Origin of the sequence: Pseudomonas jinjuensis (assembly GCF_900103845.1) — a bacterium.
Lineage (GTDB): Bacteria > Pseudomonadota > Gammaproteobacteria > Pseudomonadales > Pseudomonadaceae > Pseudomonas > Pseudomonas jinjuensis.
Map to the genome: position 1 here is coordinate 198,706 of NZ_FNIJ01000007.1, position 23,378 is coordinate 222,083.

At 63.3% G+C, this 23,378-nt stretch carries 23 protein-coding genes and 1 pseudogene; 11 read left to right on the top strand and 13 right to left on the bottom strand.

Annotated elements, in window-relative coordinates:
• Positions 1-96 precede the first annotated feature (96 nt).
• Together BLR75_RS26730 and BLR75_RS12165 are read left to right on the top strand one after the other, a co-directional pair.
• A complete protein-coding gene (locus BLR75_RS26730; RefSeq protein ID WP_169720265.1) occupies positions 97-264 on the top strand; it encodes a hypothetical protein in 168 nt (55 codons plus the stop codon).
• The gene (locus BLR75_RS12165) at positions 261-1,238 is read left to right on the top strand and encodes a virulence RhuM family protein/type II toxin-antitoxin system death-on-curing family toxin (protein WP_084312548.1); all 978 of its coding nucleotides are present in this window, start codon (positions 261-263) and stop codon (positions 1,236-1,238) included. The genes BLR75_RS26730 and BLR75_RS12165 overlap by 4 nt, the downstream gene beginning before the upstream one ends.
• Before the next feature lie 200 nt (positions 1,239-1,438).
• Here BLR75_RS12165 and BLR75_RS12170 read toward each other — a convergent pair whose 3' ends face one another.
• The 3 genes from BLR75_RS12170 to moaA all read right to left on the bottom strand — a co-directional run bounded on the left by BLR75_RS12170 (position 1,439) and on the right by moaA (position 4,380).
• Positions 1,439-2,329 carry a LysR family transcriptional regulator gene (locus tag BLR75_RS12170; protein ID WP_084312550.1) on the bottom strand — a complete coding sequence of 297 codons (891 nt, stop codon included), beginning with the start codon at positions 2,327-2,329 and terminating at the stop codon, positions 1,439-1,441.
• Positions 2,330-2,448: 119 nt separating this feature from the next.
• Positions 2,449-3,348, bottom strand: coding sequence for a bestrophin family protein (locus BLR75_RS12175; RefSeq protein ID WP_084312553.1), 900 nt, complete (start codon positions 3,346-3,348; stop codon positions 2,449-2,451).
• 33 nt (positions 3,349-3,381) lie between these two features.
• Positions 3,382-4,380, bottom strand: a complete 999-nt coding sequence (moaA, locus tag BLR75_RS12180; RefSeq protein WP_084312728.1) for a GTP 3',8-cyclase MoaA — start codon at positions 4,378-4,380, stop codon at positions 3,382-3,384.
• 430 nt (positions 4,381-4,810) lie between these two features.
• Here moaA and BLR75_RS12185 point away from each other — a divergent pair, with 430 nt between their 5' ends.
• The 5 genes and pseudogenes from BLR75_RS12185 to BLR75_RS27055 form a co-directional block, all read left to right on the top strand.
• Positions 4,811-7,123, top strand: a complete 2,313-nt coding sequence (locus BLR75_RS12185) for an FdhF/YdeP family oxidoreductase (protein ID WP_084312554.1) — start codon at positions 4,811-4,813, stop codon at positions 7,121-7,123.
• Between the two features lie 48 nt (positions 7,124-7,171).
• Complete coding sequence (locus BLR75_RS12190; protein ID WP_084312556.1) at positions 7,172-8,563, top strand: cytochrome ubiquinol oxidase subunit I; 1,392 nt, start codon at positions 7,172-7,174, stop codon at positions 8,561-8,563.
• Between the two features lie 16 nt (positions 8,564-8,579).
• Positions 8,580-9,596, top strand: a complete 1,017-nt coding sequence (gene cydB, locus BLR75_RS12195) for a cytochrome d ubiquinol oxidase subunit II (RefSeq protein ID WP_084312558.1) — start codon at positions 8,580-8,582, stop codon at positions 9,594-9,596.
• 123 nt (positions 9,597-9,719) lie between these two features.
• Complete coding sequence (locus tag BLR75_RS12200) at positions 9,720-10,706, top strand: aldo/keto reductase (RefSeq protein WP_245726137.1); 987 nt, start codon at positions 9,720-9,722, stop codon at positions 10,704-10,706.
• A 291-nt stretch (positions 10,707-10,997) separates the two neighbouring features.
• Positions 10,998-11,219, top strand: a pseudogene (locus BLR75_RS27055) (type II toxin-antitoxin system RelE/ParE family toxin); the annotation flags it as partial.
• Here BLR75_RS27055 and BLR75_RS12210 read toward each other — a convergent pair.
• From BLR75_RS12210 to BLR75_RS12230, 5 genes are all read right to left on the bottom strand, one after another.
• Positions 11,177-12,352 (bottom strand): DUF2817 domain-containing protein, encoded by a 1,176-nt coding sequence (locus tag BLR75_RS12210; protein ID WP_084312560.1) that lies wholly within the window; start codon positions 12,350-12,352, stop codon positions 11,177-11,179. The pseudogene BLR75_RS27055 and the gene BLR75_RS12210 overlap by 43 nt on opposite strands.
• A 61-nt stretch (positions 12,353-12,413) precedes the next feature.
• Positions 12,414-13,178: an ABC transporter ATP-binding protein gene (locus BLR75_RS12215; protein WP_084312562.1), complete on the bottom strand. Its 765-nt coding sequence runs from the start codon at positions 13,176-13,178 to the stop codon at positions 12,414-12,416.
• A 31-nt stretch (positions 13,179-13,209) separates the two neighbouring features.
• Positions 13,210-13,914, bottom strand: coding sequence for an ABC transporter permease (locus tag BLR75_RS12220; RefSeq protein ID WP_084312564.1), 705 nt, complete (start codon positions 13,912-13,914; stop codon positions 13,210-13,212).
• A gap of 3 nt (positions 13,915-13,917) precedes the next feature.
• Entirely contained in the window at positions 13,918-14,604 is a 687-nt protein-coding gene (locus BLR75_RS12225; protein ID WP_084312566.1) for an ABC transporter permease, read from the bottom strand.
• A gap of 183 nt (positions 14,605-14,787) precedes the next feature.
• Positions 14,788-15,558 carry a transporter substrate-binding domain-containing protein gene (locus BLR75_RS12230; RefSeq protein ID WP_084312568.1) on the bottom strand — a complete coding sequence of 257 codons (771 nt, stop codon included), beginning with the start codon at positions 15,556-15,558 and terminating at the stop codon, positions 14,788-14,790.
• 127 nt (positions 15,559-15,685) lie between these two features.
• Between BLR75_RS12230 and BLR75_RS12235 the strand changes: the two genes are divergently transcribed.
• From BLR75_RS12235 to BLR75_RS12250, 3 genes are all read left to right on the top strand, one after another.
• A complete protein-coding gene (locus BLR75_RS12235) occupies positions 15,686-17,062 on the top strand; it encodes an aminotransferase-like domain-containing protein (RefSeq protein ID WP_084312570.1) in 1,377 nt (458 codons plus the stop codon).
• A gap of 990 nt (positions 17,063-18,052) precedes the next feature.
• Positions 18,053-18,304: a hypothetical protein gene (locus BLR75_RS12245; RefSeq protein ID WP_139207019.1), complete on the top strand. Its 252-nt coding sequence runs from the start codon at positions 18,053-18,055 to the stop codon at positions 18,302-18,304.
• 23 nt (positions 18,305-18,327) lie between these two features.
• Positions 18,328-19,170 carry a hypothetical protein gene (locus BLR75_RS12250; protein WP_084312573.1) on the top strand — a complete coding sequence of 281 codons (843 nt, stop codon included), beginning with the start codon at positions 18,328-18,330 and terminating at the stop codon, positions 19,168-19,170.
• A 107-nt stretch (positions 19,171-19,277) separates the two neighbouring features.
• Here BLR75_RS12250 and BLR75_RS12255 read toward each other — a convergent pair whose 3' ends face one another.
• A complete protein-coding gene (locus tag BLR75_RS12255; protein WP_084312575.1) occupies positions 19,278-19,508 on the bottom strand; it encodes a helix-turn-helix domain-containing protein in 231 nt (76 codons plus the stop codon).
• A 167-nt stretch (positions 19,509-19,675) separates the two neighbouring features.
• Here BLR75_RS12255 and BLR75_RS12260 point away from each other — a divergent pair, with 167 nt between their 5' ends.
• On the top strand, positions 19,676-20,086 hold the full coding sequence (locus BLR75_RS12260; protein WP_084312577.1) for a hypothetical protein: 411 nt from the start codon (positions 19,676-19,678) through the stop codon (positions 20,084-20,086).
• 14 nt (positions 20,087-20,100) lie between these two features.
• Here BLR75_RS12260 and BLR75_RS27060 read toward each other — a convergent pair whose 3' ends face one another.
• The 4 genes from BLR75_RS27060 to BLR75_RS12280 form a co-directional block, all read right to left on the bottom strand.
• A complete protein-coding gene (locus BLR75_RS27060) occupies positions 20,101-20,931 on the bottom strand; it encodes a hypothetical protein (RefSeq protein ID WP_245726138.1) in 831 nt (276 codons plus the stop codon).
• A 132-nt stretch (positions 20,932-21,063) separates the two neighbouring features.
• Positions 21,064-21,690, bottom strand: a complete 627-nt coding sequence (locus BLR75_RS12270) for a helix-turn-helix domain-containing protein (protein ID WP_090416063.1) — start codon at positions 21,688-21,690, stop codon at positions 21,064-21,066.
• A gap of 2 nt (positions 21,691-21,692) precedes the next feature.
• Entirely contained in the window at positions 21,693-22,127 is a 435-nt protein-coding gene (locus BLR75_RS12275) for a hypothetical protein (RefSeq protein ID WP_084312579.1), read from the bottom strand.
• Between the two features lie 304 nt (positions 22,128-22,431).
• Positions 22,432-23,058, bottom strand: a complete 627-nt coding sequence (locus BLR75_RS12280; RefSeq protein ID WP_084312581.1) for a recombinase family protein — start codon at positions 23,056-23,058, stop codon at positions 22,432-22,434.
• Positions 23,059-23,378 lie beyond the last annotated feature (320 nt).

Consider the following 23,378-nt stretch of genomic DNA (forward strand, 5'->3'; position numbering starts at 1 on the left):
AACCGGTCCAGCGGTTAAGGTGCCGGCATTTATCAAGGCATCATGCAGGGACGCGGTTCAGACTTGCGTTCCCTGCACCTGGAGAAGGGACAGCGCGTGAACCAGCAAAACCTCGCCGACTTCATCTGGAACGTGGCCGTGCTGGCCTGCTTCGACGAGCCTGATGCCGACGCCCAGCCGCCGCGGCCGCTGGCGGAGATCGATGCCGATCTCAAGGCGGTGGAGGCGGAGATTGCCGCGCTGCTGGGTGAGGTGACGGCATGAGTGAGATCCTTATCTACCAGGCGGACAATCAGGCGGTCGAGGTGCGTCTTGAGGGCGAAACCGTCTGGCTGCGGCAAGAGCAGATGGCAACCCTGTTCGGACGTGATCGGACGGTGATCGGACGGCATATTCGCAATGTGTTTGCCGAGGGCGAGCTGGCGAAGGAGAGCAATGTGCAAAATCTGCACATTGCAAATTCAGATAGGCCGGTTGGCCTCTACAGCCTGGACGTGATCATCTCGGTGGGCTATCGGGTCAAGTCGGCGGAAGGTGTCCGCTTCCGCCAGTGGGCCACCCGTGTTCTACGTGAACACCTGACCCGCGGCTATACACTCAACCGGCAGCGCTTTGAGACCAACGCCCGCGAGTTGGAATCGGCCCTCGCCATGGTGCGGCGGCTGACCGCCAACCCGGAGATCAGTGCCGAGGCCGGGCGCGGGCTGGCCGACATCGTCAGCCGTTATGCGCAGACCTTCCTATGGCTGCAACGCTATGACGAAGGGCTGCTGACCGATCCTGTCGTCGAGGTCGGCGGCCAACTGCCTACTCTCGGCGATGCCCGTGCGGCCCTGGCCACTCTCAAGGCCGACCTGGTTGCGTGTGGGGAAGCCACCGAACTGTTCGCCCGCGAGCGTGGTGACGGTCTTGCGGCGCTGCTGGGCAACCTCGACCAGAGCGTGTTCGGCGAGCCGGCCTATCCCAGCGTCGAGGCCAAGGCGGCGCACCTGCTGTATTTCGTCATCAAGAACCACCCTTTCGTCGATGGCAACAAGCGCAGCGGCGCCTTCCTGTTTGTTGATTTCCTGCACCGCAATGGCCGCCTGTTCGATGCAGCGGGCCAGCCGGTGATCAACGACATCGGCCTGGCCGCGTTGGCGTTGCTGGTGGCTGAGTCCGACCCGGCGCAGAAGGACACCCTGATCCGGCTGATCATGAATATGCTGGCCGGGCCGGCGGAAGGAGTGCAGGTATGAGCCACTGTAAGCCTTATCGGTGATGAGCAGCCATACCAGCATGGCGACCAAACTGCTTAGCGATGAGGCTACGCGGGATGTGTTCCTGACAGTGGTGTACGAGTTGCTGAAGCGGGATGCAGGGGCTGACTTGCTGGGCTCGATCAGAGGCCAGGATTAGGGTTCGCGCACCGAACCACCTCGAAGTTCGCCCGTCCTTATCAGGACTGTTCCCCGAATATCCCCCTCGCCTCGGCAAAGCACTTCTCCGCCAGCACCGAGCGCGGTTCTGTCCGTCGCAGGACCAGGCCGAGGGGCGCGTGGACGCTGGATTCGGCGATGGGCAGCACGCGCAGGTGTTCGCTGAGGTCCTCCAGGCCGTTGCCCAGGGGCATGATGGCGCAGCAGATGCCGGCGCTGACCACCTGGACCAGCTGGAAGGTGGATTCGCTTTCCAGCAGCGGCGTCGGGTCCAGGCCGCGGCTGCGGAAGCTCAGGTCGATGGACTGGCGGAAGTGCATGCCTTTGGTGAGCAGTCCGAGCGGCAGCTGGCCGAGGTCTTCCCACTGCAGCTCCGGCTGGTCGAAGGCGAAGAAGCGGGTGTCGTGCAGCAGGCCCATGCGCGTCGAGGCCAGTTCGATCACCTCGAAGTAGCTGCTGTCGACCTGGTCCAGGTAGCACAGCCCGAGGTCCAGCTGGTTGCGTCCGAGGCCGTCGATGATCTGTTCCGAACTCAGTGACGACAGCTGGAAGCGCAGTTCGGGATAGCGCTCGACCAGCGGCCTGAGCAGGTGGGTCGGGTTGAAGCTGGCCAGTGGCACCATGCCGAGGCGCAGGCTGCCCACCAGTTGGCCGCGGCAGCTGGCGGCCTCGGCCTGCAGGCCATCGTGGGCCGCCAGCACGGTGCGGGCCCAGGCGAGGATGCGTTCGCCGGCTTCGGTGAAGCCCTCGAAGCGCTGGCCGCGCCTCACCAGGACCAGGTCCAGCTCGTCCTCCAGGTTGCGCAGGCGCATCGACAGGGTCGGCTGGGTGATGTGGCAGAGCGCGGCGGCCTGGCCGAAGTGGCGGGTGCGGTCGAGGGCGATGAGGAACTTGAGTTGCTTGATGTCCATGGCGCCACCTTGCGAAGTGGGGTTACGGAGTATGGGAACGATCAAATAGCTCAGGGCTGGGCGTTCCGTAGGGTGGACAAGGCTTTTTTGTCCACCCTACGGAGCCGGAACCGCGCTGCTCAGCTCAGCACATAATCCACCGGCTCCAGCACCGGCGGCAGTTCCCGCTGGCCGAGGTTGGAGAGAATCTCCCGCTCGATGGTGCGCACCATGGCGTCGGTGGGCAGGTCGTTCTCGTCGCGGCCGAAGGGGTTCTCCAACTCGTCGCCGATGGCATCCAGGCCGAAGAAGGTGTAGCTGACGATGGTGGTGAAGATCGGCGTGACCCAGCCGAGCGGCACCGCCATGGCGAACGGCAGCAGGATGCAGAAGATGTAGATGGTGCGGTGCAGCAGCAGGGTGTAGGGGAAGGGCAGCGGCGTCGACTTGATCCGCTCGCAGACGGCCTGGGCCTCGGTGAGGCCGTTCAGGTGTCCTTCCAGGGCGATGGCGCGCCATTCGCTGATCTCCCCGCGCCGGGACAGCAGCACGCACTGCTGGCCGATGCGCCGCAGGATGTCGTCGCTGACGTTGTGGTCCGGACTGTCGGGCAGGTCGGACAGCCAGCGGGCTGCGGCAGCCAGTTCGTCCTCGTCGCGCAGCCGGGCGTTGAGCGCGTGGGCGAAGCCGCACAGCTCGCGCAGCAGGGTCTGGCGCAGGGCGTCGTTGCCGATCGCCACGCTCTGCCGGGCGAAGCCGCGAATCTCCAGGATCACCCGGCCCCAGGCCTTGCGGCCTTCCCACCAGCGGTCGTAGCAGGCGTTGTTGCGGAAGCTCATGAAGATCGACAGCGACAGCCCGAGCAGGGTGAAGGGCGTGGCCTCGACCCGCACGAACCAGTCGGGATGCAGGCTGCCGACCAGCACGATGACCGACGCCAGCAGGGTGATCAGCAGGCTGCGCACGGCGATGCGCCGGGCGATCGAGCCCTTCAGCGAAATCAGGACGTTGAGCAGGTTGGGTCTGGGACGAACGATCATGGGAGTGGGCGCCAGTCGTGTCGGTGGTGAATTTCAGCCGCCGGTCATGTTCATGAAGCGCAGCACCTGCACCTCATCGTTGACCTGGAAGTTGTGGCTCCAGGGCTTGCTGCGGATGGCATCGACCATGGCCTGCTCCAGCCGCTGCGGGTCGCCCGGATAGGCGCGCAGCACGGCCTTCAGGTCCGCCGCATGCTCGTTGCCCAGGCACAGCAGCAGGCGCCCTTCGACGGTCAGGCGCACGCGGTTGCAGCTGCCGCAGAAGTTGTGGCTGTGCGGCGAGATGAAGCCGATGCGGATTTCCGGGGCCTCCGCCAGGCGCCAGTAGCGCGACGGGCCCTGGGTGGACTCGGCGGATTCCATCAGCGTGTAGCGCTCGGCGATGCGCGCGCGGACCTCGTCGCTGGAGCAGAAGGATTCGCCACGGCTGTGCTCGCTGATCGCGCCGAGGGGCATTTCCTCGATGAAGGAGATGTCCAGCCCGCGGTCGATGGCGAAGCGCACCAGGTCGTTGATCTCGCCGTCGTTGCGCCCCTTGAGCACCACGCAGTTCAGCTTGAGGTGGCGGAAGCCTGCGGCGCGCGCCGCGTCGATGCCGGCGATGACGCTGGCCAGGTCGCCAGTGCGGGTCAGCTGGCGGAAGCGCTGCGGATCGAGGCTGTCGAGGCTGATGTTGAGCCGCGACAGCCCGGCATCGAACAGCGGGCCGGCCAGGCGGGTGAGCTGCGAGCCGTTGCTGGTCATGCACAGTTCGCGCAGGCCGGGCAGGGCGGCGATGCGCCGGCACAGATCGACGATGCCGCTGCGCACCAGCGGTTCGCCGCCGGTCAGGCGGATCTTGCGGGTGCCCAGGGCGACGAAGCGTTCGGCCAGCAGGTACAGCTCGTCGAGGCTGAGGATGCGCTGCCGGGGCAGGAACTGCATGTCCTCGGCCATGCAGTAGACGCAGCGGAAGTCGCAGCGGTCGGTGACCGACATTCGCAGGTAGTCGATCTTCCGATCGAAACCGTCCACCAGGGTCCTGTTCGCCATGCGCGCCTCGCCGTTGCCGATGGCGGAGGGAGCTCGCGCCATTCATGGGGAAAAACTAAGGGGCGGCGGGCGGGGCGTCCAATCGTTATTGGCGACCGTGTGATCGATGGCGTCTATCGTGTCGCCAGAAGCTCGCTCCATGTCGCAAACCCATCGTCATTGCTGGCGTGTGGCGTGATAGAGGATCTCGATGAAGTCGTCATCAATAGCGATTGGACGCTTCGTTCGAATGGCCATAGCCTGAATATGAACCCAGGCTGCCACGGCCGATCGACACTTCCTATCACGCCCCTTTCACCCGGCATCGTTCGCTCGCGAACAGGCGCCGCGGGCTTCTTCGGCCCGCAGAAAGGGGGGGAGGGCCAGCCGTGATCGCCTGCCCGGCCTGCGACCAGGCCGACCTTGCGTGCTGCGACATGGAGACCCCCTCATGAGCCTCGACGACCACATCAAGCCCTACAACGGCCCCGCCGCCGGCTGGGGCGCGCTGAAGAGCGTCACCAGGAGCTGGCTGGGCAGCGAGAACGCGGTGAAGAACATCCGCGCCATGCTCAAGACCAACCAGAACAGCGGCTTCGACTGCCCCGGCTGCGCCTGGGGCGAGTCGCCGGAAAGCGGCCTGGTGAAGTTCTGCGAGAACGGCGCCAAGGCGGTGAACTGGGAGGCCACCGGCCGCAGCGTCGATCCGGACTTCTTCGCCCGCTACAGCGTCAGCCAGTTGCGCGAGCAGAGCGACTACTGGCTGGAGTACCAGGGCCGCCTGACCCATCCGATGCGCTATGACGCGGCCACCGACCACTACGTGGAAACCGGCTGGGACGAGGCCTTCGCGCTGGTCGCGAAACACCTGCGCCAGCTGGAGGGCCCAGACCAGGCCGAGTTCTACACCTCCGGCCGGGCCAGCAATGAGGCGGCGTTCCTCTATCAGCTGTTCGTCCGCGCCTTCGGCACCAACAACTTCCCCGACTGCTCGAACATGTGCCACGAGGCCAGCGGCGTGGCCATGTCGGAAACCCTCGGCGTCGGCAAGGGCACGGTGGTGTTCGACGATCTCGCCGAGGCCGACGCCATCTTCGTCATCGGCCAGAACCCCGGCACCAACCATCCGCGCATGCTCGAACCGCTGCGCGAGGCGGTGGAGCGGGGCGCCCAGGTGGTCTGCATCAACCCGCTGAAGGAGCGCGGGCTGGAGCGCTTCCAGCACCCGCAGCATCCCATCGAGATGCTTTCCAACGGCTCGGAACCCACCAGCACCGCGTACTTCCGTCCGGCGCTGGGCGGCGACATGGCGATGTTCCGCGGCATGGCCAAGTTCCTCCTGCAGTGGGAGCGCGAGGCGCCCGGCACGGTGTTCGACCACGCCTTCATCGCCGAGCACACCAGCGGGCTGGACAGCTATCTCGCCGAGGTGGATGCCACCGGCTGGGAGCACATCGTCGAGCAGTCCGGGCTGGGCAAGGCCGGGATCGAACTGGCCGCGCGCATGTACCGCAAGGCCGAGCGCGTGATCATGTGCTGGGCCATGGGGCTGACCCAGCACCGTCATTCGGTGCCGACCATCCAGGAAGTCATCAACCTGCAACTGCTGCGCGGCAACGTCGGTCGCCCGGGTGCCGGGCTGTCCCCGGTGCGCGGCCACAGCAACGTGCAGGGCGACCGCACCATGGGCATCGACGAGCAGCCACCGGCGCGCCTGCTGGATGCGCTGGAGCGGCGCTTCCAGTTCAAGGTGCCGCGCGAGCACGGGCATAACGCCGTGCTGGCGATCAAGGCGATGGAGGAGGGCCGCGCCAAGGTATTCGTCGGGTTGGGCGGCAACTTCGCCCAGGCGACCCCGGACACCCCGCGCACCCACGCGGCGATGCGCAACTGCGAGCTGACCGTGAGCATCGCCACCAAGCTGAACCGCACGCACCTGCTGCCGGGCCGCGACTCGCTGATCCTGCCCTGCCTCGGCCGCACCGAGATCGACCTGCAGGCAGAGGGGCCGCAGGGCGTCACCGTGGAAGACACCTTCAGCATGGTGCACATCTCCCATGGTCAGCTGCGGCCGCGTTCGCCGCTGCTGCGCTCGGAGCCGGCGATCATCGCCGGGATGGCCGAGGCCACGCTGGGCAAGCATCCCATCGACTGGTCCTGGGCCGTCGCCGACTACGGCCGCATCCGCGACCTGATCGCCGACACCATCCCCGGCTTCACCGACTTCAACCAGCGCCTGCAGCATCCCGGCGGCTTCCACCTGGGCAACGACGCGGCCGAGCGGGTCTGGAAAACCCGCAGCGGCAAGGCGCAGTTCACGCCCTGCGAACTGCCCCGGCAACTGGTCAACGAGAACGTGCTGGAACGTGGCGATACGCCGGACCTGATCCTCCAGACCATGCGCTCCCACGACCAGTACAACACCACGCTGTACGGGCTGGACGACCGCTATCGCGGCGTGTTCGGCATGCGCCACGTGGTCTTCGTCAGCGCCGAGGACATCCGGCGGCTGGGCTTCGAGCCGGGCGACAAGGTCGACCTGGTGTCGCTCTGGGATGACGGCCGCGAACGCCGCGCGCCGGGCTTCACCCTGGTGGCCTACGACATTCCCCAGGGCCAGGCTGCCGCCTACTACCCGGAGACCAACCCGCTGGTGCCGCTGGACAGCTACGGCGACCGCACCTTCACCCCCACCTCGAAGTTCATCGCCATCCGTGTCGAGAAACCCGGCGCCGACGGCCTGATCACCTCGTCGGTCGCCTGAACCATCGGCTTTTGCAGGGCGCCTGCGGGCGCCCGTGAGGATATCCACATGTCCAACCTCGCAGCGCTGGACCTGGCGCGGATTCAGTTCGCGTTCACGGTCTCGTTCCACATTCTCTTTCCCGCCATCACCATCGGCCTGGCGAGCTTCCTGGCGGTGCTCGAAGGCCTCTGGCTGAAGACCGGCAACCCGGTCTACCGCGACCTGTACAAGTTCTGGTCGAAGATCTTCGCGGTGAACTTCGGCATGGGCGTGGTCTCCGGCCTGGTCATGGCCTACGAGTTCGGCACCAACTGGGCGCGCTTTTCCGACTTCGCCGGCAGCATCACCGGCCCGCTGCTGACCTACGAGGTGCTCACCGCCTTCTTCCTCGAAGCCGGCTTCCTCGGCGTCATGCTGTTCGGCTGGGACAGGGTGGGGCGCGGCCTGCACTTCTTCTCCACGGTCATGGTGGCGATCGGCACGCTGGTCTCGACCTTCTGGATTCTCGCCTCCAACAGCTGGATGCAGACGCCCCAGGGCTTCGAGATCGTCGACGGGCGGGTGGTGCCGGTGGACTGGTTCGCCGTGGTGTTCAACCAGTCGTTCCCCTATCGCCTGGCGCACATGTCCATCGCCGCGTTCCTCTCCACGGCCTTCTTCGTCGGCGCCTCGGCGGCCTGGCACCTGCTGCGCGGGCGCGACAACCCGGCGATCCGCAAGATGCTTTCCATGTCCATGTGGATGGCGCTGATCGTGGCGCCGGTGCAGGCGCTGGTGGGCGACGCGCACGGGCTGAACACGCTGGAACACCAGCCGGCGAAGATCGCCGCCATCGAGGGCCACTGGGAGAACCGTCCCGGCGAGGCGACCCCGCTGATCCTCTTCGGCCTGCCCGACATGGACGGCGAGCGGACTCGCTACAGCGTCGAGATTCCCTACCTCGGCAGCCTGATCCTGACCCACAGCCTGGACCGGCAGATTCCGGCGCTGAAGAGCTTCGCCAGGGAGGACCGGCCCAACTCCGCCGTGGTGTTCTGGAGCTTCAGGGTGATGGCCGGGCTGGGCATGCTGATGATCCTTGCCGGGGTGCTCGCCCTGTGGCTGCGTCGCAACGGCGCCCTGTACCGGCACAGGGGCTTCCTCTGGCTGGTGCTGCTGATGGGACCGTCCGGGCTGATCGCCCTGCTGGCCGGCTGGATCACCACCGAAGTCGGCCGCCAACCCTGGGTGGTCCATGGCCTGCTGCGCACCGCCCACGCGGCCTCGCAGCACAGCGTGGCCCAGCTCGGCGTCACGCTGGCGATCTTCGTCGCCGTCTACTTCGCGCTGTTCGGCATGGGCATCGGCTACATGCTGCGCCTGGTGCGCAGAGGCCCGCAGGACCGGCACGAACCCATCCACGCCACCCTGCGCAGGCCGCTTGCCGCCGCCGGCGCAGACCTCGCACACGTGGGCTGAACAGGAGCGACGAAACATGGCAATCCAAGGCATCGACCTGGCGTACATCTGGAGCGTCATCATCGCCTTCGGCCTGATGATGTACGTGATCATGGATGGCTTCGACCTGGGGCTGGGCATCCTCTTCCCCTTCATCCGCGACCCGGACGAGCGCGACGTGATGATGAACACCGTGGCGCCGGTGTGGGACGGCAACGAAACCTGGCTGGTGCTGGGTGGCGCGGCGCTCTACGGCGCCTTCCCGCTGGCCTACTCGGTGGTGCTGGAAGCGCTGTACCTGCCGCTGATCCTGATGCTGGCGGGGCTGATCTTCCGTGGCGTGGCCTTCGAGTTCCGCTTCAAGGCCTCGCCGCGCAAGCGGCATGTGTGGGACAAGTCCTTCATCGGCGGCTCGCTGGTGGCGACCTTCTTCCAGGGCGTGGTGATCGGCAGCTACATCTCCGGTATCCCGGTGGTCGATCGCCAGTTCGCCGGCGGTTCGCTGGACTGGCTGGCGCCGTTCCCGCTGTTCTGCGGGCTGGCGCTGATCGTCGCCTATGCCCTGCTCGGCAGTACCTGGCTGCTGGTGAAGACCGAGGGCATGCTGGAATCGCGCATGCGCCACTACAGCCGCCCGCTGGCCTACCTCCTGCTGCTGGCCATCGTGGTGATCTGCGTGTGGACGCCAAGCCAGCACGAGGAAATCGCCAGCCGCTGGTTCGGCGGCGAGTACTGGCCGCTGTTCGTCCTCATCGCCGTGGGTGCGCTGGCGGCGGTGGCGAGCCTGCAACGCACCCTGCGCCGGCGCCATTCGCACCTGCCGTTCATCTGCACCCTGGCGCTGATCTTCCTCGGCTACCTGGGCCTGGCGGTCAGCATCTGGCCGATGATCGTCCCGCTGTCGCTGGACATCTGGCAGGTGTCCGCGCCGGCCACCAGCCAGCTGTTCGCTCTGATCGGCACGCTGTTCATCCTGCCGATCATCCTGACCTACACCGTGTGGAGCTACTACGTGTTCCGCGGCAAGGTGCGGGTTGGGGATGGGTATCACTGAGCTTTTCATCGCTCCAGTGCTTCCCGCTTCAGGGTTTCCGCGCTGGGGTTGATGCATGCCGCGCCCGGTGCCTGCAGCCCGTGATTGACTGGGAATTCACCGAACTCAAGCTGGAGCACGACCATGACGAAGATGCCGACCAGGCGACTGGGCCGCAACGGACCGGAGGTCTCGGCGCTGGGGCTGGGCTGCATGAGCTACATGCAGCCCGGCGCGGAGGCCGGCCGGGAGGCGGTGCGGACCATCCAGGCCGCGCTGGATGCCGGTTTCATCTTCCTCGACACCGCCGACTTCTACGGCAGTGGCATCAGCGAAATGAATGTTGGCCAGGCCATTCGCGGCCGCCGTGAGCAAGCCTTCCTGAGTGTGAAGTTCGGCGTGCAGATGTCACCCACGCAGGGAATCATCGGCCTCGACGGACGACCGAAATCGGTCAAGAACTTCGCCGCCTACTCGCTGCGGCGGCTGGGTGTCGAGGTGATCGATCTCTACCAGCCGGCGCGCGTCGATCCCGACGTGCCGTACGAAGAGACGATCGGCGCGGTCGCCGACCTGATCCAGGAAGGCAAGGTGCGCTATCTCGGTGTATCGGAAGTCGGCGCCGACCTGCTGCGCCGGGCGCATGCCGTGCACCCGGTGACGGCGCTGGAGATCGAGTATTCGCTCGCATGCCGCTTCATCGAAGCGGAGATCCTGCCGACGGCGCGCGAACTCGGCGTGGGCATCGTGCCCTACCGTATCCTCGCCGACGGGCTGCTGACCGGAGTGCGGCCGCAAGCCCAGCCGCCCCAGGACACGCATTTCCAGGTGCCGCGCATGCAGGGCGAGAACTACGTGCGTAACCGCGAGACTGCCAAGGCGCTCGACGCGATGGCGGCCGCCAAGGGCGTGACCCCGGCGCAGCTCGCGATTGCCTGGGTGCTGTCGCGCGGAGACGACATCGTCCCGATCACCGGCATCAGCTGTCCTGCGCGCGTCGTCGAAAACATGGGCGCCCTGGCGATCACCCTGACTACCGCCGAACGCGCTGAACTCGACCGTGCGTTCGCGCCGGACGCGATAGTCGGGGCACGCTATCCCGAGGCCGTGATGGAGTGGGCGGCAAGGTGAGGCGGCACAGGTTCAGCAGCCGTTTCGCTTCGTGCGGACATTGCCCGACTGCTGGAGCGCCCCCTCGGCAACCAGGGATTTCCCGAGCATGCGGAGTGCCTGCTCAGCGGCGTTGTGCCATGCATTGAAAGGCATGCCGCCGGGGGTACCGCCATCGGCTGCACGGCGGTGCCCGCTGGTGTGGTTCGCCGGATGCCCGGCATGATCCGGTTACCACTGTGCCAAGCCTGTCACACCGTGCGGCATTTCTTTACCGCTCACTTCCGGATGGATGGCGTCAACATCCTCGGTATCAATGGTTCCCGGCACGGCCACATGAGAGAGCTGCGGACCCAGCATGCCGGGCGGCAGCTCCGCACGCTCCATGCGTTCGATCCTCGGCGCTCGGCGATACTGCTCATCGGCGGTGACAGGACTGGGGACGACCGATGGTATGAGGTGAGCGTCCCCATTGCCGACCGGCTTTACGATCAACACTTGCAGCAGTTCCGCGAGGAGGGACCGATTGATGGCTGGGAAATTTGCGGACCTGCCGGCTCAGGCCTGCCGATCCGCGGCAAGGCGGCCAGCGCCCGCTCCCAGACCTGTCGGGTCCGCAGCCAGACCACTTCGCGCCAATCCGGATCGGCCGGGTAGAACTGTTCGAGCAGCTCCCGCTTGATGCGCCGCCCAACGCAGTCGCCCGGGTCGCCATGCAGATGCAGCCAGTGATCGTTGCGCAGATAGGCGTGGATGTCTTCCTCCGGGTAGGTGCCGCATTCGATGACGAAGGGCAGCAGATGCACATGCGGCAACGCATCGACAAGGGCCTGCGAGGTGTAGCCGGTAGCGGTGGCCGCCACCCTGGCATTGCTGCTGTCGGCGCCGGTCAGCAGCGTGTAGAGCCAGGGCCCATACAGCGCGCGGGCATCGGCCAGCCCCGGATGGGCCTCGCGGGTGATCGACATCAGCATGGCGTGGCCGTATTCGCCGGCACCGCTATGCAGGTCGAAGCACAGGGCAACCTGGGCGTGTGCCACGTGCTCCTGCAGGATCCGGTGCAGGGTGCCGTTCGACCAGGCGGGGGCCTGGCCGCCATAGAACAGGCCATCGGGGAAGCGGTACTGGCCCGCCTCGACGATCGACATCAGCGCCGGCCAGCCCCGGGAGCCGATCAGCTCGGCCAGCCGGGCATCCACCCGCTGGCGCTCCGGACCATCGAGCTGCGTGCAGGCGTAGATGTCGTGCAGGGCCGTATAGGCGTCGTTGCTCGGCAGGGGCTGGCTGAAGTCGAGGTAGTTGCGGTTCAGGTCGATATTGTCTTCGTTGACGCGCCGCCCCCAGGCCGTGCCCCAGGGATTGATCAGGTGGACCATCACCACCGCCACCCCGGCCGGCAGCGGCCTGCCGGCGAGTTCGCGCAGCCAGCGGCTCTGGCAGTCCGAGCCGTAGAAGCCTTCGACGCCGTGGGTGCCGCTGAGGGCGACCAGTACCCGCGGCGCTTCGGGGTCGCCGAGCACGGCGACGTCGGTGGCCAGGACCTCTCCGCAGGGGCCGCGCAGGGGATGGCGATACTCCTGCAGCCTGGCGCCTGCCGCAGCGGCGGCAGCGAGGAAGCGTTCACGTTGTACCGGGAAGCCGGCCTGGTCTGGAAAAGCTGGATGCATGACTGCCTCGTCTGGCGGAAGAGAGCGGGGAAGCCGCCCTCCCCGATGTTCGGTGACGGCGCTATTTCAGCGCCCCGGAGAGAAACTGCCGCAGGCGTTCGCTGCGGGTGTGGACGAAGACTTCCTCGGGCGTTCCCTGCTCCTCGATCTGGCCGTGGTGCAGGAAGATCACCTGGCTCGACACCTCGCGGGCGAAGCCCATTTCGTGGGTCACCACGATCATGGTGCGGCCCTCGGCGGCCAGCCCCTTCATCACCTTGAGCACGTCGCCGACCAGCTCCGGGTCCAATGCCGAAGTGGGCTCGTCGAACAGCAGCACCTCCGGCTCCATGGCCAGGGCGCGGGCGATGGCGACCCGCTGCTGCTGGCCGCCGGACAGGTGCGCCGGGTATCTGTCCGCGAAGTCCGCCAGCCCGACCTTCTCCAGGTAGCGTTCTGCCCGTGCCTGCGCCTCCCTGCGAGGCAGTCCGAGCACATGGATGGGCGCTTCCGTCACGTTCTCCATGACGGTCAGGTGCGACCACAGGTTGAAGTTCTGGAACACCATCGCCAGCCGGGTACGCATCCGTTGCAGTTGCCTGCGGTCGGCCGCCTGCAGGCTGCCCAGGCGATCCTTGACCAGGCGCAGGTCCTCGCCGGCGAAGCGGATCGCCCCGTCATCGGGCGTTTCCAGGAAGTTGATGCAGCGCAGGAAGGTGCTTTTCCCCGATCCCGACGAGCCGATGATGCTGATCACGTCGCCCTTCCGGGCCGACAGCGAGATGCCCTTGAGCACCTCCTTGCTGCCATAGCGCTTGCGGATATTGTCGACCACCAGGGTTTTCATTCTTGTCGTTCCTCTTTCGGCATTCGAAGTGTCAGTGGGCGCGGCGGGGCGCCATGTGGGCGAGGAAGCGCCGTTCGGCAAGCCTGAACAGGCCGACCAGCACGACGGTCAGCGCCAGGTAGATCAGCCCCACGCAGAGGAAGGCCTCGAATGGCGCGTAGTAGTCCGAGTAGAGGCTGCGCCCGGCGCCGGTGAGGTCCACCAGGGTCACGGCGCTGGCGATGGACGAGCCCTGCAGCGTGAGGACGATCTCGTTGCTGTAGGCCGGAATGGCGCGCCGCCAGGCCGACGGCAGGATGATCCGGCGGAACTGGGTGAACGGGCCCATGCCATAGGCGCGCGCCGCCTCCACCTCGCCGTGGGGAATGGCGCGCATCGCGCCGGCGAAGATCTCCGTGGTGTAGGCGCAGGTGTTGAGACTGAAGGCGATCAGCGCGCACCAGTAGGGCTCGCGCAGATACTCCCAGAACGGGCTTGCGCGCACCCAGGCGAATTGCGCCAGCCCGTAGTAGAGCACCAGCAGCTGGATCAGCAGGGGCGTGCCACGGAAGAAGTAGGTGTAGGCGAACACCGGTGCGCCCAGCAGGCGATTGCGCGATGCGCGCAGCCGTGCCAGCGGGATCGCCAGGGCCAGGCCGAGCAGCAGCGCCGAACCGACCAGCTTGAGGGTGAGCAGCAGGCCCGCGGCGAACAACGGCAGGTTGTCGAGGACGATCTGGGGTTGCAGGTCGATCATGGATCAGATCTCCGCGTGCCGGGCGCCCCGAGAACAGCGGCGGTCCAGCGCGTGCAGGGCGTATTGCGAGAGGGCGGTGATGAGCAGGAAGAGGACGCAGACCAGCATGTAGAAGAGGAACGGCTGGCGTGTCGCACGACCCGCCTGGTCGGCGATCCAGGTCATGTCCTGAAGGCCGATCATGGTGACGATGGCGGTGCTCTTGATCAGCACCAGCCAGTTGTTGCCGATGCCGGGAAGGGCGAAGCGCAGCATCTGCGGCAGCATCACCCGGCGGAACACCTGCCAGCGGCTCATGCCATAGGCCCGTCCCGCTTCCAGTTGGCCGGGCGGGACGGCGAGGAAGGCGCCGCGGAAGGTCTCGGAGAAGTAGGCGCCATAGATCAGGGCCAGGGTGGCGATGCCCGCCACGTACGGGTCGATCGACCATTGCGGCAGGCCATGCGCCTCGGTGAAGGCGTTGAGCAGCAACTGGCTGCCGTAGAACAGCAGCAACATGGCCACCAGGTCCGGCACGCCGCGCATCAGCGTCGTGTAGACCATCGCCGGCCAGCGCAGCCAGGGGAGGGGGGACAGCTTCAGGCTGGCGCCCAGCAAGCCGATCAGGACGGCAAGCAGCAGGGAGAAGAGCGCCACCTGCAGGGTGGTGCCGGCGCCGGCGAGGATCGCCGGCAGGTATCCGTTGAACATGGTGTCTCCATGGCGCGCGAAGCACGCCTGGTGATGGAATTCGACAGGCGCCTGGGCCTTGCGCCCGGTGCCGAACGGGCCGACCTGCAGACCGGGGTTTTCCCGGGATGCGCCAGGTGCGCATGACCTCATTCCCGCGTCGGAGGCCGGGCGCGGCGCCCTGAAGGACGCCGGCGCGGGGGATCATTCGTACTGGTTGTACTCGAAGTACTTGTCGTTGATCCGCTGGTAGGTGCCATTGGCGAGGATGGTCTTGAGCGCCTGGTTGATTCGCCCGAGCAGGACCTGGTCCTGCTTGCGCACGGCGATGCCGGAGCCGACGCCGAAGTAGCGCGGGTCGTTCAGCTTCTCGCCGAAGCCGTGATACCCGGCCATGTCCGGGTTCTTCTTCGCCTGGTGGATCTGTGCAATGTCCAGCACCACGGCGTCGACGCGCCCGGCGGAGAGGTCCATCAGCGCGGCCTGGACATCGGGATAGCGGCGCAGGCTGAGACCCGCGCTCTCGTAACGGGCCTTGGCGAAGGTCTCCTGGATCGAGCCCTTCTGCACCGCGATCACCTTGCCGCGCATGGCATCGGGGCTGTTGTCGGTCAGCGCGGTGCTGCCGAAGAGCATCGAGTAGCCGCCTTGGTACTTGTCGGAGAAGGCCACCTTGCGCTGGCGCTCCGGGGTGATCGCCATGGACGACACCACGGCGTCGTACTTCTTCGCCAGCAGGCCGGGAATGATGCCGTCCCATTCCTGCTTCACCAGCGTGCAGCGCACCTTCATCTCGTCGCACAGGGAGTTGGCGATATCCACATCGAAACCTGCCAGGCTGCCGTCCGGCTTGACGAAGCTGTACGGGGGAAAGGTGCCTTCGGTGGCGATGCGGATGACCGGTTCGCTGGCCTGGGCGGCATCGAGGCTGCCGAGCAGCAACAGCGCGAGCAGTGCTTTTCTTGTTCTGTACATCTCTTCGCTCCTGGCGGATTTGCATGGGCATTGCCAGGGCGAGGTTACGGGTTATGAACTTTCAATCCATACACAGCGGCGCCTAGAATCGCCGCACCTGTAGCAGTCGAAAAACCTGTACACGCCCATGGAAACATCCCGCAAGACATCACGGATCGGCCACCTGGTGAGCCACTTCTCGCAGCGGATCGAGGATGCCAGCCTGGCCCAGGGCGCACGCCTGCCATCGATCCGGGCGGCCGCGAAAGAGTTCGATGTCAGCACCTTCACCGTGGTCCAGGCCTATGACCGGCTGGTGGCGCTGGGCTATGTGGAGGCGCGCAAGGGCGATGGTTTCTTCGTGGCGCAGACTTCCCCGGCCAAGGTGGAGCAGCGCAAGTCGGCGCCGCTGGAGGACGTCTACTGGCTGCTGGACGCGGCCTTCCACCCCGATGCCGCCCTGCAGCCGGGCAGCGGCGGCCTGCCAGGCGACTGGCTGGACGAAGACGGCCTGCACCTGGCGCTGCGCAGCCTCGGGCGGGCCGCTGGCGCTATCGCCGAGTACGGCGAAGCCCGCGGCAACCAGGCCCTGCTCCAGTGGGTGCAGCGCTACCTCGCCGAACGCGGCGCCGAGGTGAATGGCGAGCAGATCATCCTCACCCAGGGCGCCAGCCAGGGGCTGGACCTGGTGATCCGTGCATTGCTGCAGCCGGGTGACTGCGTGCTGGTGGACGACCCCGGCTACGTCAACTTCCTGTCCCACCTGCGCGACCACAAGATCCGCATCATCGGCGTGCCCTGGACGCCCCAGGGACCGGATGTGGAGGTCCTCGCCGAACTGCTGCGCCAGCACCGGCCCAAGGCCTTCTTCACCAATCCCTGGCTGCAGAACCCTACCGGTGCCAGCTACAGCCTGGCGGTCGCCTATCGTGTGCTGCAACTCGCCGAAGCCCATGACTGCTGGATCGTCGAGGACGACGTGTTCGGCCAGCTGGCGCCGCAGAACCAGCCGCCCCTGGCCGCGCTGGACAACATGCAGCGGGTCATCCACGTCGGCAGCTTTTCCAAGACCCTGGCGGCCTCGCTGCGGGTGGGCTTCGTCGCCGCCGAGCCGGCGGTGGCCGAAGCGCTGCAGCACTACAAGATGAGCGCCGCCTTCTACGGTTCGCAGGTCTGCGAACAGCTGACGCTGCAGATGCTCAACGACGGCACCCAGCGCAAACGCTGCCAGCGCCTGCGCGACCGCCTGCTGCAGGCCCAGGTGGACGCCCGCCAGCGCCTGCAGCGGATGGGCTGGCAGTGCTGGGCGCCACTGGCGCCGGCGCCCTACCTGTGGATCAGCAACGCCAGCGCGGACCTCGACCCGGTCCGCCTGACCCGCGAAGGCCTGCGGCAGAACATCCTGCTGTCGCCGGGCTGCATCTTCCGCCCCGACCTGGAGGCCACGCCCTGGCTGCGCTTCAACGTCGCCTTCGGCAACGATCCGGAGATCTGGCGATTCCTCGCCGAGGGCGGGGCGCGCTGACTGGGTCCCGCAGTCGGGGCAATCGTGTTGGCGTGGATGACGATGCGCTATGCCCACCTGGCGCCCGGGCATTTGGCGGAAGCAATTCGGTTGAATCCTTTGGCTGGTAGGGCAATTCTTGGTCGATCGCCTACCCCAGAAAGCAAAAACCCTTGAAATTCGCTAGGAAGATCAAGGGTTCAGGCTGTTTTCATTTGGTGGGCCGGGGGGAGCGGTGACCAATCCCTTTTCCCCTTCTGAAAGCCCCGGAATGCGTGGGCCTGCTCCATCCTGCCTATTCTGCGATGTCACACCCTGATGGGGGCGGTTGATGTTTCCCCAGAACCTTACCACAGCAGCTCATCGTAACCGCAACGCAGGGATTTGAACCCACGAACGGATTGCGGAGCTGCTGCGTTTGATCAGGCCTGCCAACAGGCGGTTCTCGTGCCAGCTCGCCTTGGCTGCTCGATGGTCAGAGGCCGAGAAGCTGACTCCCAACCATCTTCAAGGGGGCATCGTCACCTATGCCGGGACGAAATCGGGAAAGGTCTGTTCGGTGCAGATTCCCGCAGAGTTAGCTGGCCGGCTCAGGAAGCACTGACGAACTAATGGCAGTTCACCTTGTGCACCACATCGTTCCGCAGCGCTCTGGAGCGAACCATCATCCAGCTACCGCAAGGTCAGGCCAGCCATGCCCTGCGGCATTTCTCTCGCCCGATCACCGGCTGATGTTGTACGGTTTGGACCGCTTGATCATGAAAACATCTGTAGCAGTGCGCAATGTGCTAAACCGTTTAAAAAGGTTTATAAACGGGCTGTGAGGCGATGCGAGGCTCTTGCCCTATGGGGGTAGGGCCTATACGCTTCGCGACGTTTTTGTGTGAGCCTCAGCCTGTCGATGTGGGCAAACGCAGGGGAACGGAACTGGCTTTCGGTCCTCAGGTTCACACTTGAACAAGGGAAGAGAGCAGCAGCCAACGAATGGCGTACGCGTTTCTGGAGGGTCTCGTGAGCAAACACCACAAGCCTAAAACCTTGATTGAGCGACTTAAAGGTTACTACCGGATCGCTGAGCATGAAGCTTCCGAGTCCGTCCCCTTCTACGTGACGGGCGATGGTGTCATGTTCTCTGATCCCAAAGAGGTAGTCCGCGCCAAGGTCGTTAAGCGTCAGTTCAGTGCGTTCGAGAGCCTTAGAAGCGAGCTGAAGAAAGCCCCTGCATCTGATCAGAAAGAAGTAGCGGCTGGCGAATCTATATAACGCAATGACCTAAGGACGGGTGAATGCTGAAGGCCGCTCTTGCGTTCGTTCCACTATTGGCGGGTTATCTTTTTGTTAGCACCTGGCACGAGACCAGGTATCTCATAAAGCGCGAAGATTCCCAGAAGCTTTATATCCGAGCGGCCTTCTGGGGTATTTGGCTTTTTTTGCTCGCGTTAGCGCTCACAGTCTGTGCTAACCCGTATCTTGAGTCTCTGCTTGCGTTTCTTCGTGCTGGTGTAGGCCAAGCTGGGCTGCTCGAGGAAAAGGGCGGGAAGGTGGACACCGCTTTTTGGGTTCTAGTGCTTGCCGCCACACTCGTGCTGGGTTTGATTGGTGGGTATGTTCTGAACTGGTTTCTTGCCTTCAAGAGCATTTCGACGAAAGAGCTCTTCCGTCTGGCAGTACGCCGCATCAAAAGTAGAGATGCGCGTCTCTTCTCGTTAATTTACGAGTACTCCAATCGAGCGGCTCTCAAGCGAGCCATCCACCTTCTGAATTCCGACCTGGATTTGATCCTGATGAGGGCTCTGGAGCAGAGCATGCCGATCTGCGTGACGCTGGGTCACGGGAAGGTATACGTAGGCTATGTCACTGGGGCAATTGATCCTGGTGACAAGCGCGATATGCTCCGGATTCTGCCTTTCGTAAGCGGTTACCGTGCCAGTGATGGCTTGAAGATGCACTTTACGACCTGGTACACGACCGTTTACCAGCGCTTTACAAAGGATGAGACGCTCAGTCACCTAAACCCTGAGCTGTTTGAAGTGGTATTCCCGCTGAGCGAAGTGAAATCCGTGAATCTCTTCGACATCAGGGCATATCAGGCCTTCCAGGAAGACAAGCCTAGTACTACCCCTGATTGATTTGTGCCTGTTGTCTCGGTGCGACACTCTTTCGACACCCAAAGAAACGCCCCTGAAAAACCCTAAGCTATTCAGGGGAGGCAAGAGCCGTGATACGCCTTGGGGAGCTACCGCTTCTGTAGCAGTACGTAGGGCTCAACGCCCAAGGCGCCAGCAAGCCTTTCGACGCTCTGAAGCGTTGCATTCTTTTCACACCGCTCCAGCATTCCCACATAAGTCCGATGCACGCCCGCTCGCTCGGCTAGCTCCTCTTGTGAGAAGCCGAGCTCTAGCCGTCGGCGTTTTACATTGGCAGCGAAGGTGGCAACGAGTTGGCATTGATCGGGCTGGATAGGCATCCGCCCAATGTCGTTCGTTGCATACTATAGGTCGACATACTAAAGTTAGCACTCGTAATTCATCTGGCCCCAGTTTGAGCTGATAGCAAGGCTACGAGCCCGCTGCACTTCTAAGCCAGAATCGAATCTTCACGCATCAAAACTGAGAATTTCGCAAGGAGTAGCATGTGCGCGCCTGGATGCCCCTAGCTGTTGGCTGTTTGACCATTCTGAGCATTGCGACAATGGCTGTGGCCGCGCCTTCCAAGGAGGAAGTAAAGAGTGTCGCAGGGATTTTCGATTTCACCGCTGTGGACGATCTGGCTGTCTTGAAGGTCTGTGGTAAGCCGGAGTTGGAAACCCAGTATCTTCACTCTCTAATCGATGCAGGCTTGGCCTATCCGAATGCTGATCCGAAGAAAGTGATGGCTCTAATCCGGCAGATTCAGCGCAAGGCAAGTTTCCTAGCAGAGTCGCGCACTAGGTTTAACCAGAGTGCTCCTCCTACACCAGAGGAATTCGAAGAAGGTTGCCGATTTGATGTTAGGCAAGCTGAGAAGCGCATCGAAACGCTGGACGACTTTATATTCAAAAGCTGAGCCGTTCCCGCAGGCTATGAAATCGCCTCACCAGCGAGCTCCTGAGGGGCTTCCCGGCCCCTCTCACTCTTCATCCAGGCCACAAGCTCTTCGTACAGCTCTCTACCTGCTCTGCTGGCGCTGTGGCTGGCGAAATCCGGGGCACTGCCCAGCTTGTGCTCAGTGAATGGGTACTCTTTGTGGATGTAGCTCACCCACGCACCGGGAGTGGTGATCGGCTGAAGGTCGATTGCCTTGTTTCCGAAGCGCTGGCGATAGCCTTTGACCTTTCCGTTGGGATTGGGCGCCAGCACCGCCCGTATGCATTCCTCAGTCAAACCATCCGGGATGCAGGCGATACCGTGAAGGTGCAGCGTGTGATTCTCATCGCTGGCGCTGCTCGGGTATTCAAGGATGAAGGCAATGTTCCGGACTCCAAGCTTCCGCTTGAGTAGAGCAGCTAGGTAAGCAGCCGGCCCATCTGATGCAGCAAGAGCTTTCTCAGCGACCTCATGACCAAGCCTGAAGGTAACGATACGAGCGCCGGGCTGCCTCGCGATTCCAAGCAGTGTGAATGCTCGTTTGGCCTCTGCTGGAAGCCTTCGTTGCCAATCACTCAGCGTGACTCCTGATGTGTATTCCTGAGCAAGCTTGGAGAATTGACTGATTATCTTCAGGGCAGGGATATCAGAGGTATTGCTATTCCATTGCCCTAATACTGCTACGTTCCGTTGATAGCCTTCATGGAAACTGGCTAGAACCCCCGCCATTGCTAATGTTACGGCCCGTTGGTTGGGGGCAGTTACTCGGTGCATTTTTGGAAAATGTCCACGCTCAGTGACGGGGTGCTGATTGCTGCTTTTCATTGTTGGGCTCTGTGCTGCCAGCTGACCGGATTTTCAAAAATCGGTTCCGCTCATCGTGGCCAGTGGGTTGAAGTCGTTTCGTGATTTCTAAGGGTTTGACACCTGGCTAGTCATCGCATGGTCAAGGAGAGTTCAGCCCTCGATGACCACGATGTCGTCACTCTCGTAACGAGGTGTCTTCTTCTGCGCGATCCATTGCAGGTTTTCGAGCTCTTCATTGACCCCTTCTGCGTCGCCTCTCAGTTCCGCCTCGTCGAGCCGCTGTTGGGCCCGCATCTCTTCGACATCCCAAGGGGTCATTACGTGAATCTGAAGCTCCGGGAGCTCTTCAACGGCTTGTGCTTGCTCCAACTTGTCGAGAGGGAGCGCACGCCGGCCAACGTCTTGAGTTAGCTTGAGGGTGGTCGCACTGGCAGCAAGGGCTCGGAAGGCAATGGGGTTGCTCGGATCGAGTTCTTCCAATGCGCTGGAGAGCTTCCGCCTGATCTGCTGTCCAATTGCGAGGTCATCCAGCACCAGCGAAGCAGCGGTCTGCTGAACGCTTTCCAGAGAGAAGGCGTAGGCCAGCATCTCCTCCCGAGCCTTCTCAATCAGCGCTTGTGTCGTAGCGCCAGCAACTGCCTTGTGCTTCTTCAGCAAGCGCTGGACCGTGCTAAGGCTGATTTCTAGGCGTTGGGCAATCGCCGGCAAGGTGTAGCCGGCCTCTCTCAGAATCACTGCCTGAGCGCCCTGATCTGGTGTTGCATGCTTGCCCACCATCGTTACACCTCATCATCGATGATGTGGAGCACGACTGGCTTGGGTGGCAGCTTGGCGAGCTCAAGTAACTCAGACTCCAGGCGATGCCAGTTGCTTGCAACAGTGGCGAATTGAAAGCCGGACAGCCGCGCGATGGTGCCGATTTGAAACGGGGCCAGGGAGGCAAGGCTTGTGCCGGTGCGCAGAAGCGCTTCAGTCAGGGCTTTTACGATGGCTTGGCGGCTGCGCTTGCGTTTCGAAATGCTGGCAGCAGGCTGACAACGGCAGCGACGCTGGGAAGCTATACCGTGGGTGCGGCAGAAGTGATAGGCAGCGTCCTTCGTCCAGAGGGTTCCGTCTGCACGAGGATGAGAGTTGTTCAGGTACTCAGCGAGGCGCCGGTACGAGTTGATGGGGTTACTGAGAAATTCGCGGGCGTGTTTTTCCAGGGTGCTCATAGTTTCTTTTCCGATGCAGGTGATGTGATTTCGTGTTCATGCGTTGATCTCGCTCGTTGTGTGAATGGGTAATCTGCCAATCGGACAGTGATTAAATTCTAGGGTTTATAGCGTCTAGTGTCTACATGCGAATTAATACAACATATTGATTTGCAAGAGTTTTTTCTGAACTTATCTTATTTTTCCTCACCGTGGTGATCCCAATTTCAGGTCTGCTGCCACTTCACTCTGTGATGGTCCTTTAGCCTTCCATGCAGAAGCAAAAAGCCCGCGTTAGCGGGCTTGTAGGGGCGACTGCAAACAATTACGCAGCGGATTCCAAGGCTCTTTTCACCTTCTGAACAGTAGTAGTGGAGCAGTCCAGCAAATCAGCCACCTTGCGGATGCTCTTACCATCATTCAGCAGCTCGGTAATTTTGGCGTGCAGTTCCGCATCAGCCGGGCGGCCCTTGTAAACACCTTGAGCCTTGCCCTTGGCGATTCCCTCAGCCTGACGACGGCGGCGATCTTCATAGTCCTTGCGAGCGACAGCAGCCAGCATATCTAGGAGCATCTCATTAACTGCACTCAGCATCCGGCCTGTGAACTCATCTGCTGCACCAGCAGTGACGAGGTACTGGTGGGAGGTAGGCAGGTCCAGGGCGACTACCAGCACTCCCTTGGCCTTGATCGTGGCGCGGAGTTGGTTCCAGTCCTCTTCTTTCAAGCGGCTCAGACGGTCTACCTGCTCCAGCAGTAGTACGTCTCCGGGCTGGGCGTCATTCAGCAGGCGGAACAGCTCAGGACGCTGGAGAGAGGCGCCAGATTCGTTCTCAACATAGTAGCTAGCAATCCGCTGTCCTTTGCTCTCAATGAACTCTACCAGTGCAGCACGAGCACGGTTAGCGTCTTGTTCGGTAGTAGAGGCTCGCAGGTAGGCACGGACAAACATGGTGAATTCCCTTTGTGTCACTTTGGATGTGTCACATTATGGTGTGTCACATTAGACTTGTAAAGATATTTAATGACACAGTGAAGCGGGGCGATTTGATCATTCTGTGTACAGCTGGTGTGTGGTGCCTCATGTACACCCTAATTGGTACGCAATGCCCTTACCCCCGACTTCCATGAAAAAGACTCAGTGACTGCAGGGGATGGCCGTGGCCATACCTCATAACTGTATTCTGATGTTTAGACTTACCATTTCTCCAACGAGGTGACGTTTCTGCTTGCGAGAGGGCTCATCATGGTGCCCTAATCGCTGTGGCTCTT

Bases quoted from the DNA above. Each gene is read 5' to 3' on its own strand.
- BLR75_RS12165 (WP_084312548.1), top strand. From the start codon at position 261: ATGAGTGAGATCCTTATCTACCAGGCGGACAATCAGGCGGTCGAGGTG.
- BLR75_RS12170 (WP_084312550.1), bottom strand. From the start codon at position 2,329: ATGGACATCAAGCAACTCAAGTTCCTCATCGCCCTCGACCGCACCCGC.
- BLR75_RS12175 (WP_084312553.1), bottom strand. From the start codon at position 3,348: ATGATCGTTCGTCCCAGACCCAACCTGCTCAACGTCCTGATTTCGCTG.
- moaA (WP_084312728.1), bottom strand. From the start codon at position 4,380: ATGGCGAACAGGACCCTGGTGGACGGTTTCGATCGGAAGATCGACTAC.
- BLR75_RS12185 (WP_084312554.1), top strand. From the start codon at position 4,811: ATGAGCCTCGACGACCACATCAAGCCCTACAACGGCCCCGCCGCCGGC.
- BLR75_RS12190 (WP_084312556.1), top strand. From the start codon at position 7,172: ATGTCCAACCTCGCAGCGCTGGACCTGGCGCGGATTCAGTTCGCGTTC.
- cydB (WP_084312558.1), top strand. From the start codon at position 8,580: ATGGCAATCCAAGGCATCGACCTGGCGTACATCTGGAGCGTCATCATC.
- BLR75_RS12200 (WP_245726137.1), top strand. From the start codon at position 9,720: ATGACGAAGATGCCGACCAGGCGACTGGGCCGCAACGGACCGGAGGTC.
- BLR75_RS12210 (WP_084312560.1), bottom strand. From the start codon at position 12,352: ATGCATCCAGCTTTTCCAGACCAGGCCGGCTTCCCGGTACAACGTGAA.
- BLR75_RS12215 (WP_084312562.1), bottom strand. From the start codon at position 13,178: ATGAAAACCCTGGTGGTCGACAATATCCGCAAGCGCTATGGCAGCAAG.
- BLR75_RS12220 (WP_084312564.1), bottom strand. From the start codon at position 13,914: ATGATCGACCTGCAACCCCAGATCGTCCTCGACAACCTGCCGTTGTTC.
- BLR75_RS12225 (WP_084312566.1), bottom strand. From the start codon at position 14,604: ATGTTCAACGGATACCTGCCGGCGATCCTCGCCGGCGCCGGCACCACC.
- BLR75_RS12230 (WP_084312568.1), bottom strand. From the start codon at position 15,558: ATGTACAGAACAAGAAAAGCACTGCTCGCGCTGTTGCTGCTCGGCAGC.
- BLR75_RS12235 (WP_084312570.1), top strand. From the start codon at position 15,686: ATGGAAACATCCCGCAAGACATCACGGATCGGCCACCTGGTGAGCCAC.
- BLR75_RS12250 (WP_084312573.1), top strand. From the start codon at position 18,328: ATGCTGAAGGCCGCTCTTGCGTTCGTTCCACTATTGGCGGGTTATCTT.
- BLR75_RS12255 (WP_084312575.1), bottom strand. From the start codon at position 19,508: ATGCCTATCCAGCCCGATCAATGCCAACTCGTTGCCACCTTCGCTGCC.
- BLR75_RS27060 (WP_245726138.1), bottom strand. From the start codon at position 20,931: ATGAAAAGCAGCAATCAGCACCCCGTCACTGAGCGTGGACATTTTCCA.
- BLR75_RS12270 (WP_090416063.1), bottom strand. From the start codon at position 21,690: ATGGTGGGCAAGCATGCAACACCAGATCAGGGCGCTCAGGCAGTGATT.
- BLR75_RS12275 (WP_084312579.1), bottom strand. From the start codon at position 22,127: ATGAGCACCCTGGAAAAACACGCCCGCGAATTTCTCAGTAACCCCATC.
- BLR75_RS12280 (WP_084312581.1), bottom strand. From the start codon at position 23,058: ATGTTTGTCCGTGCCTACCTGCGAGCCTCTACTACCGAACAAGACGCT.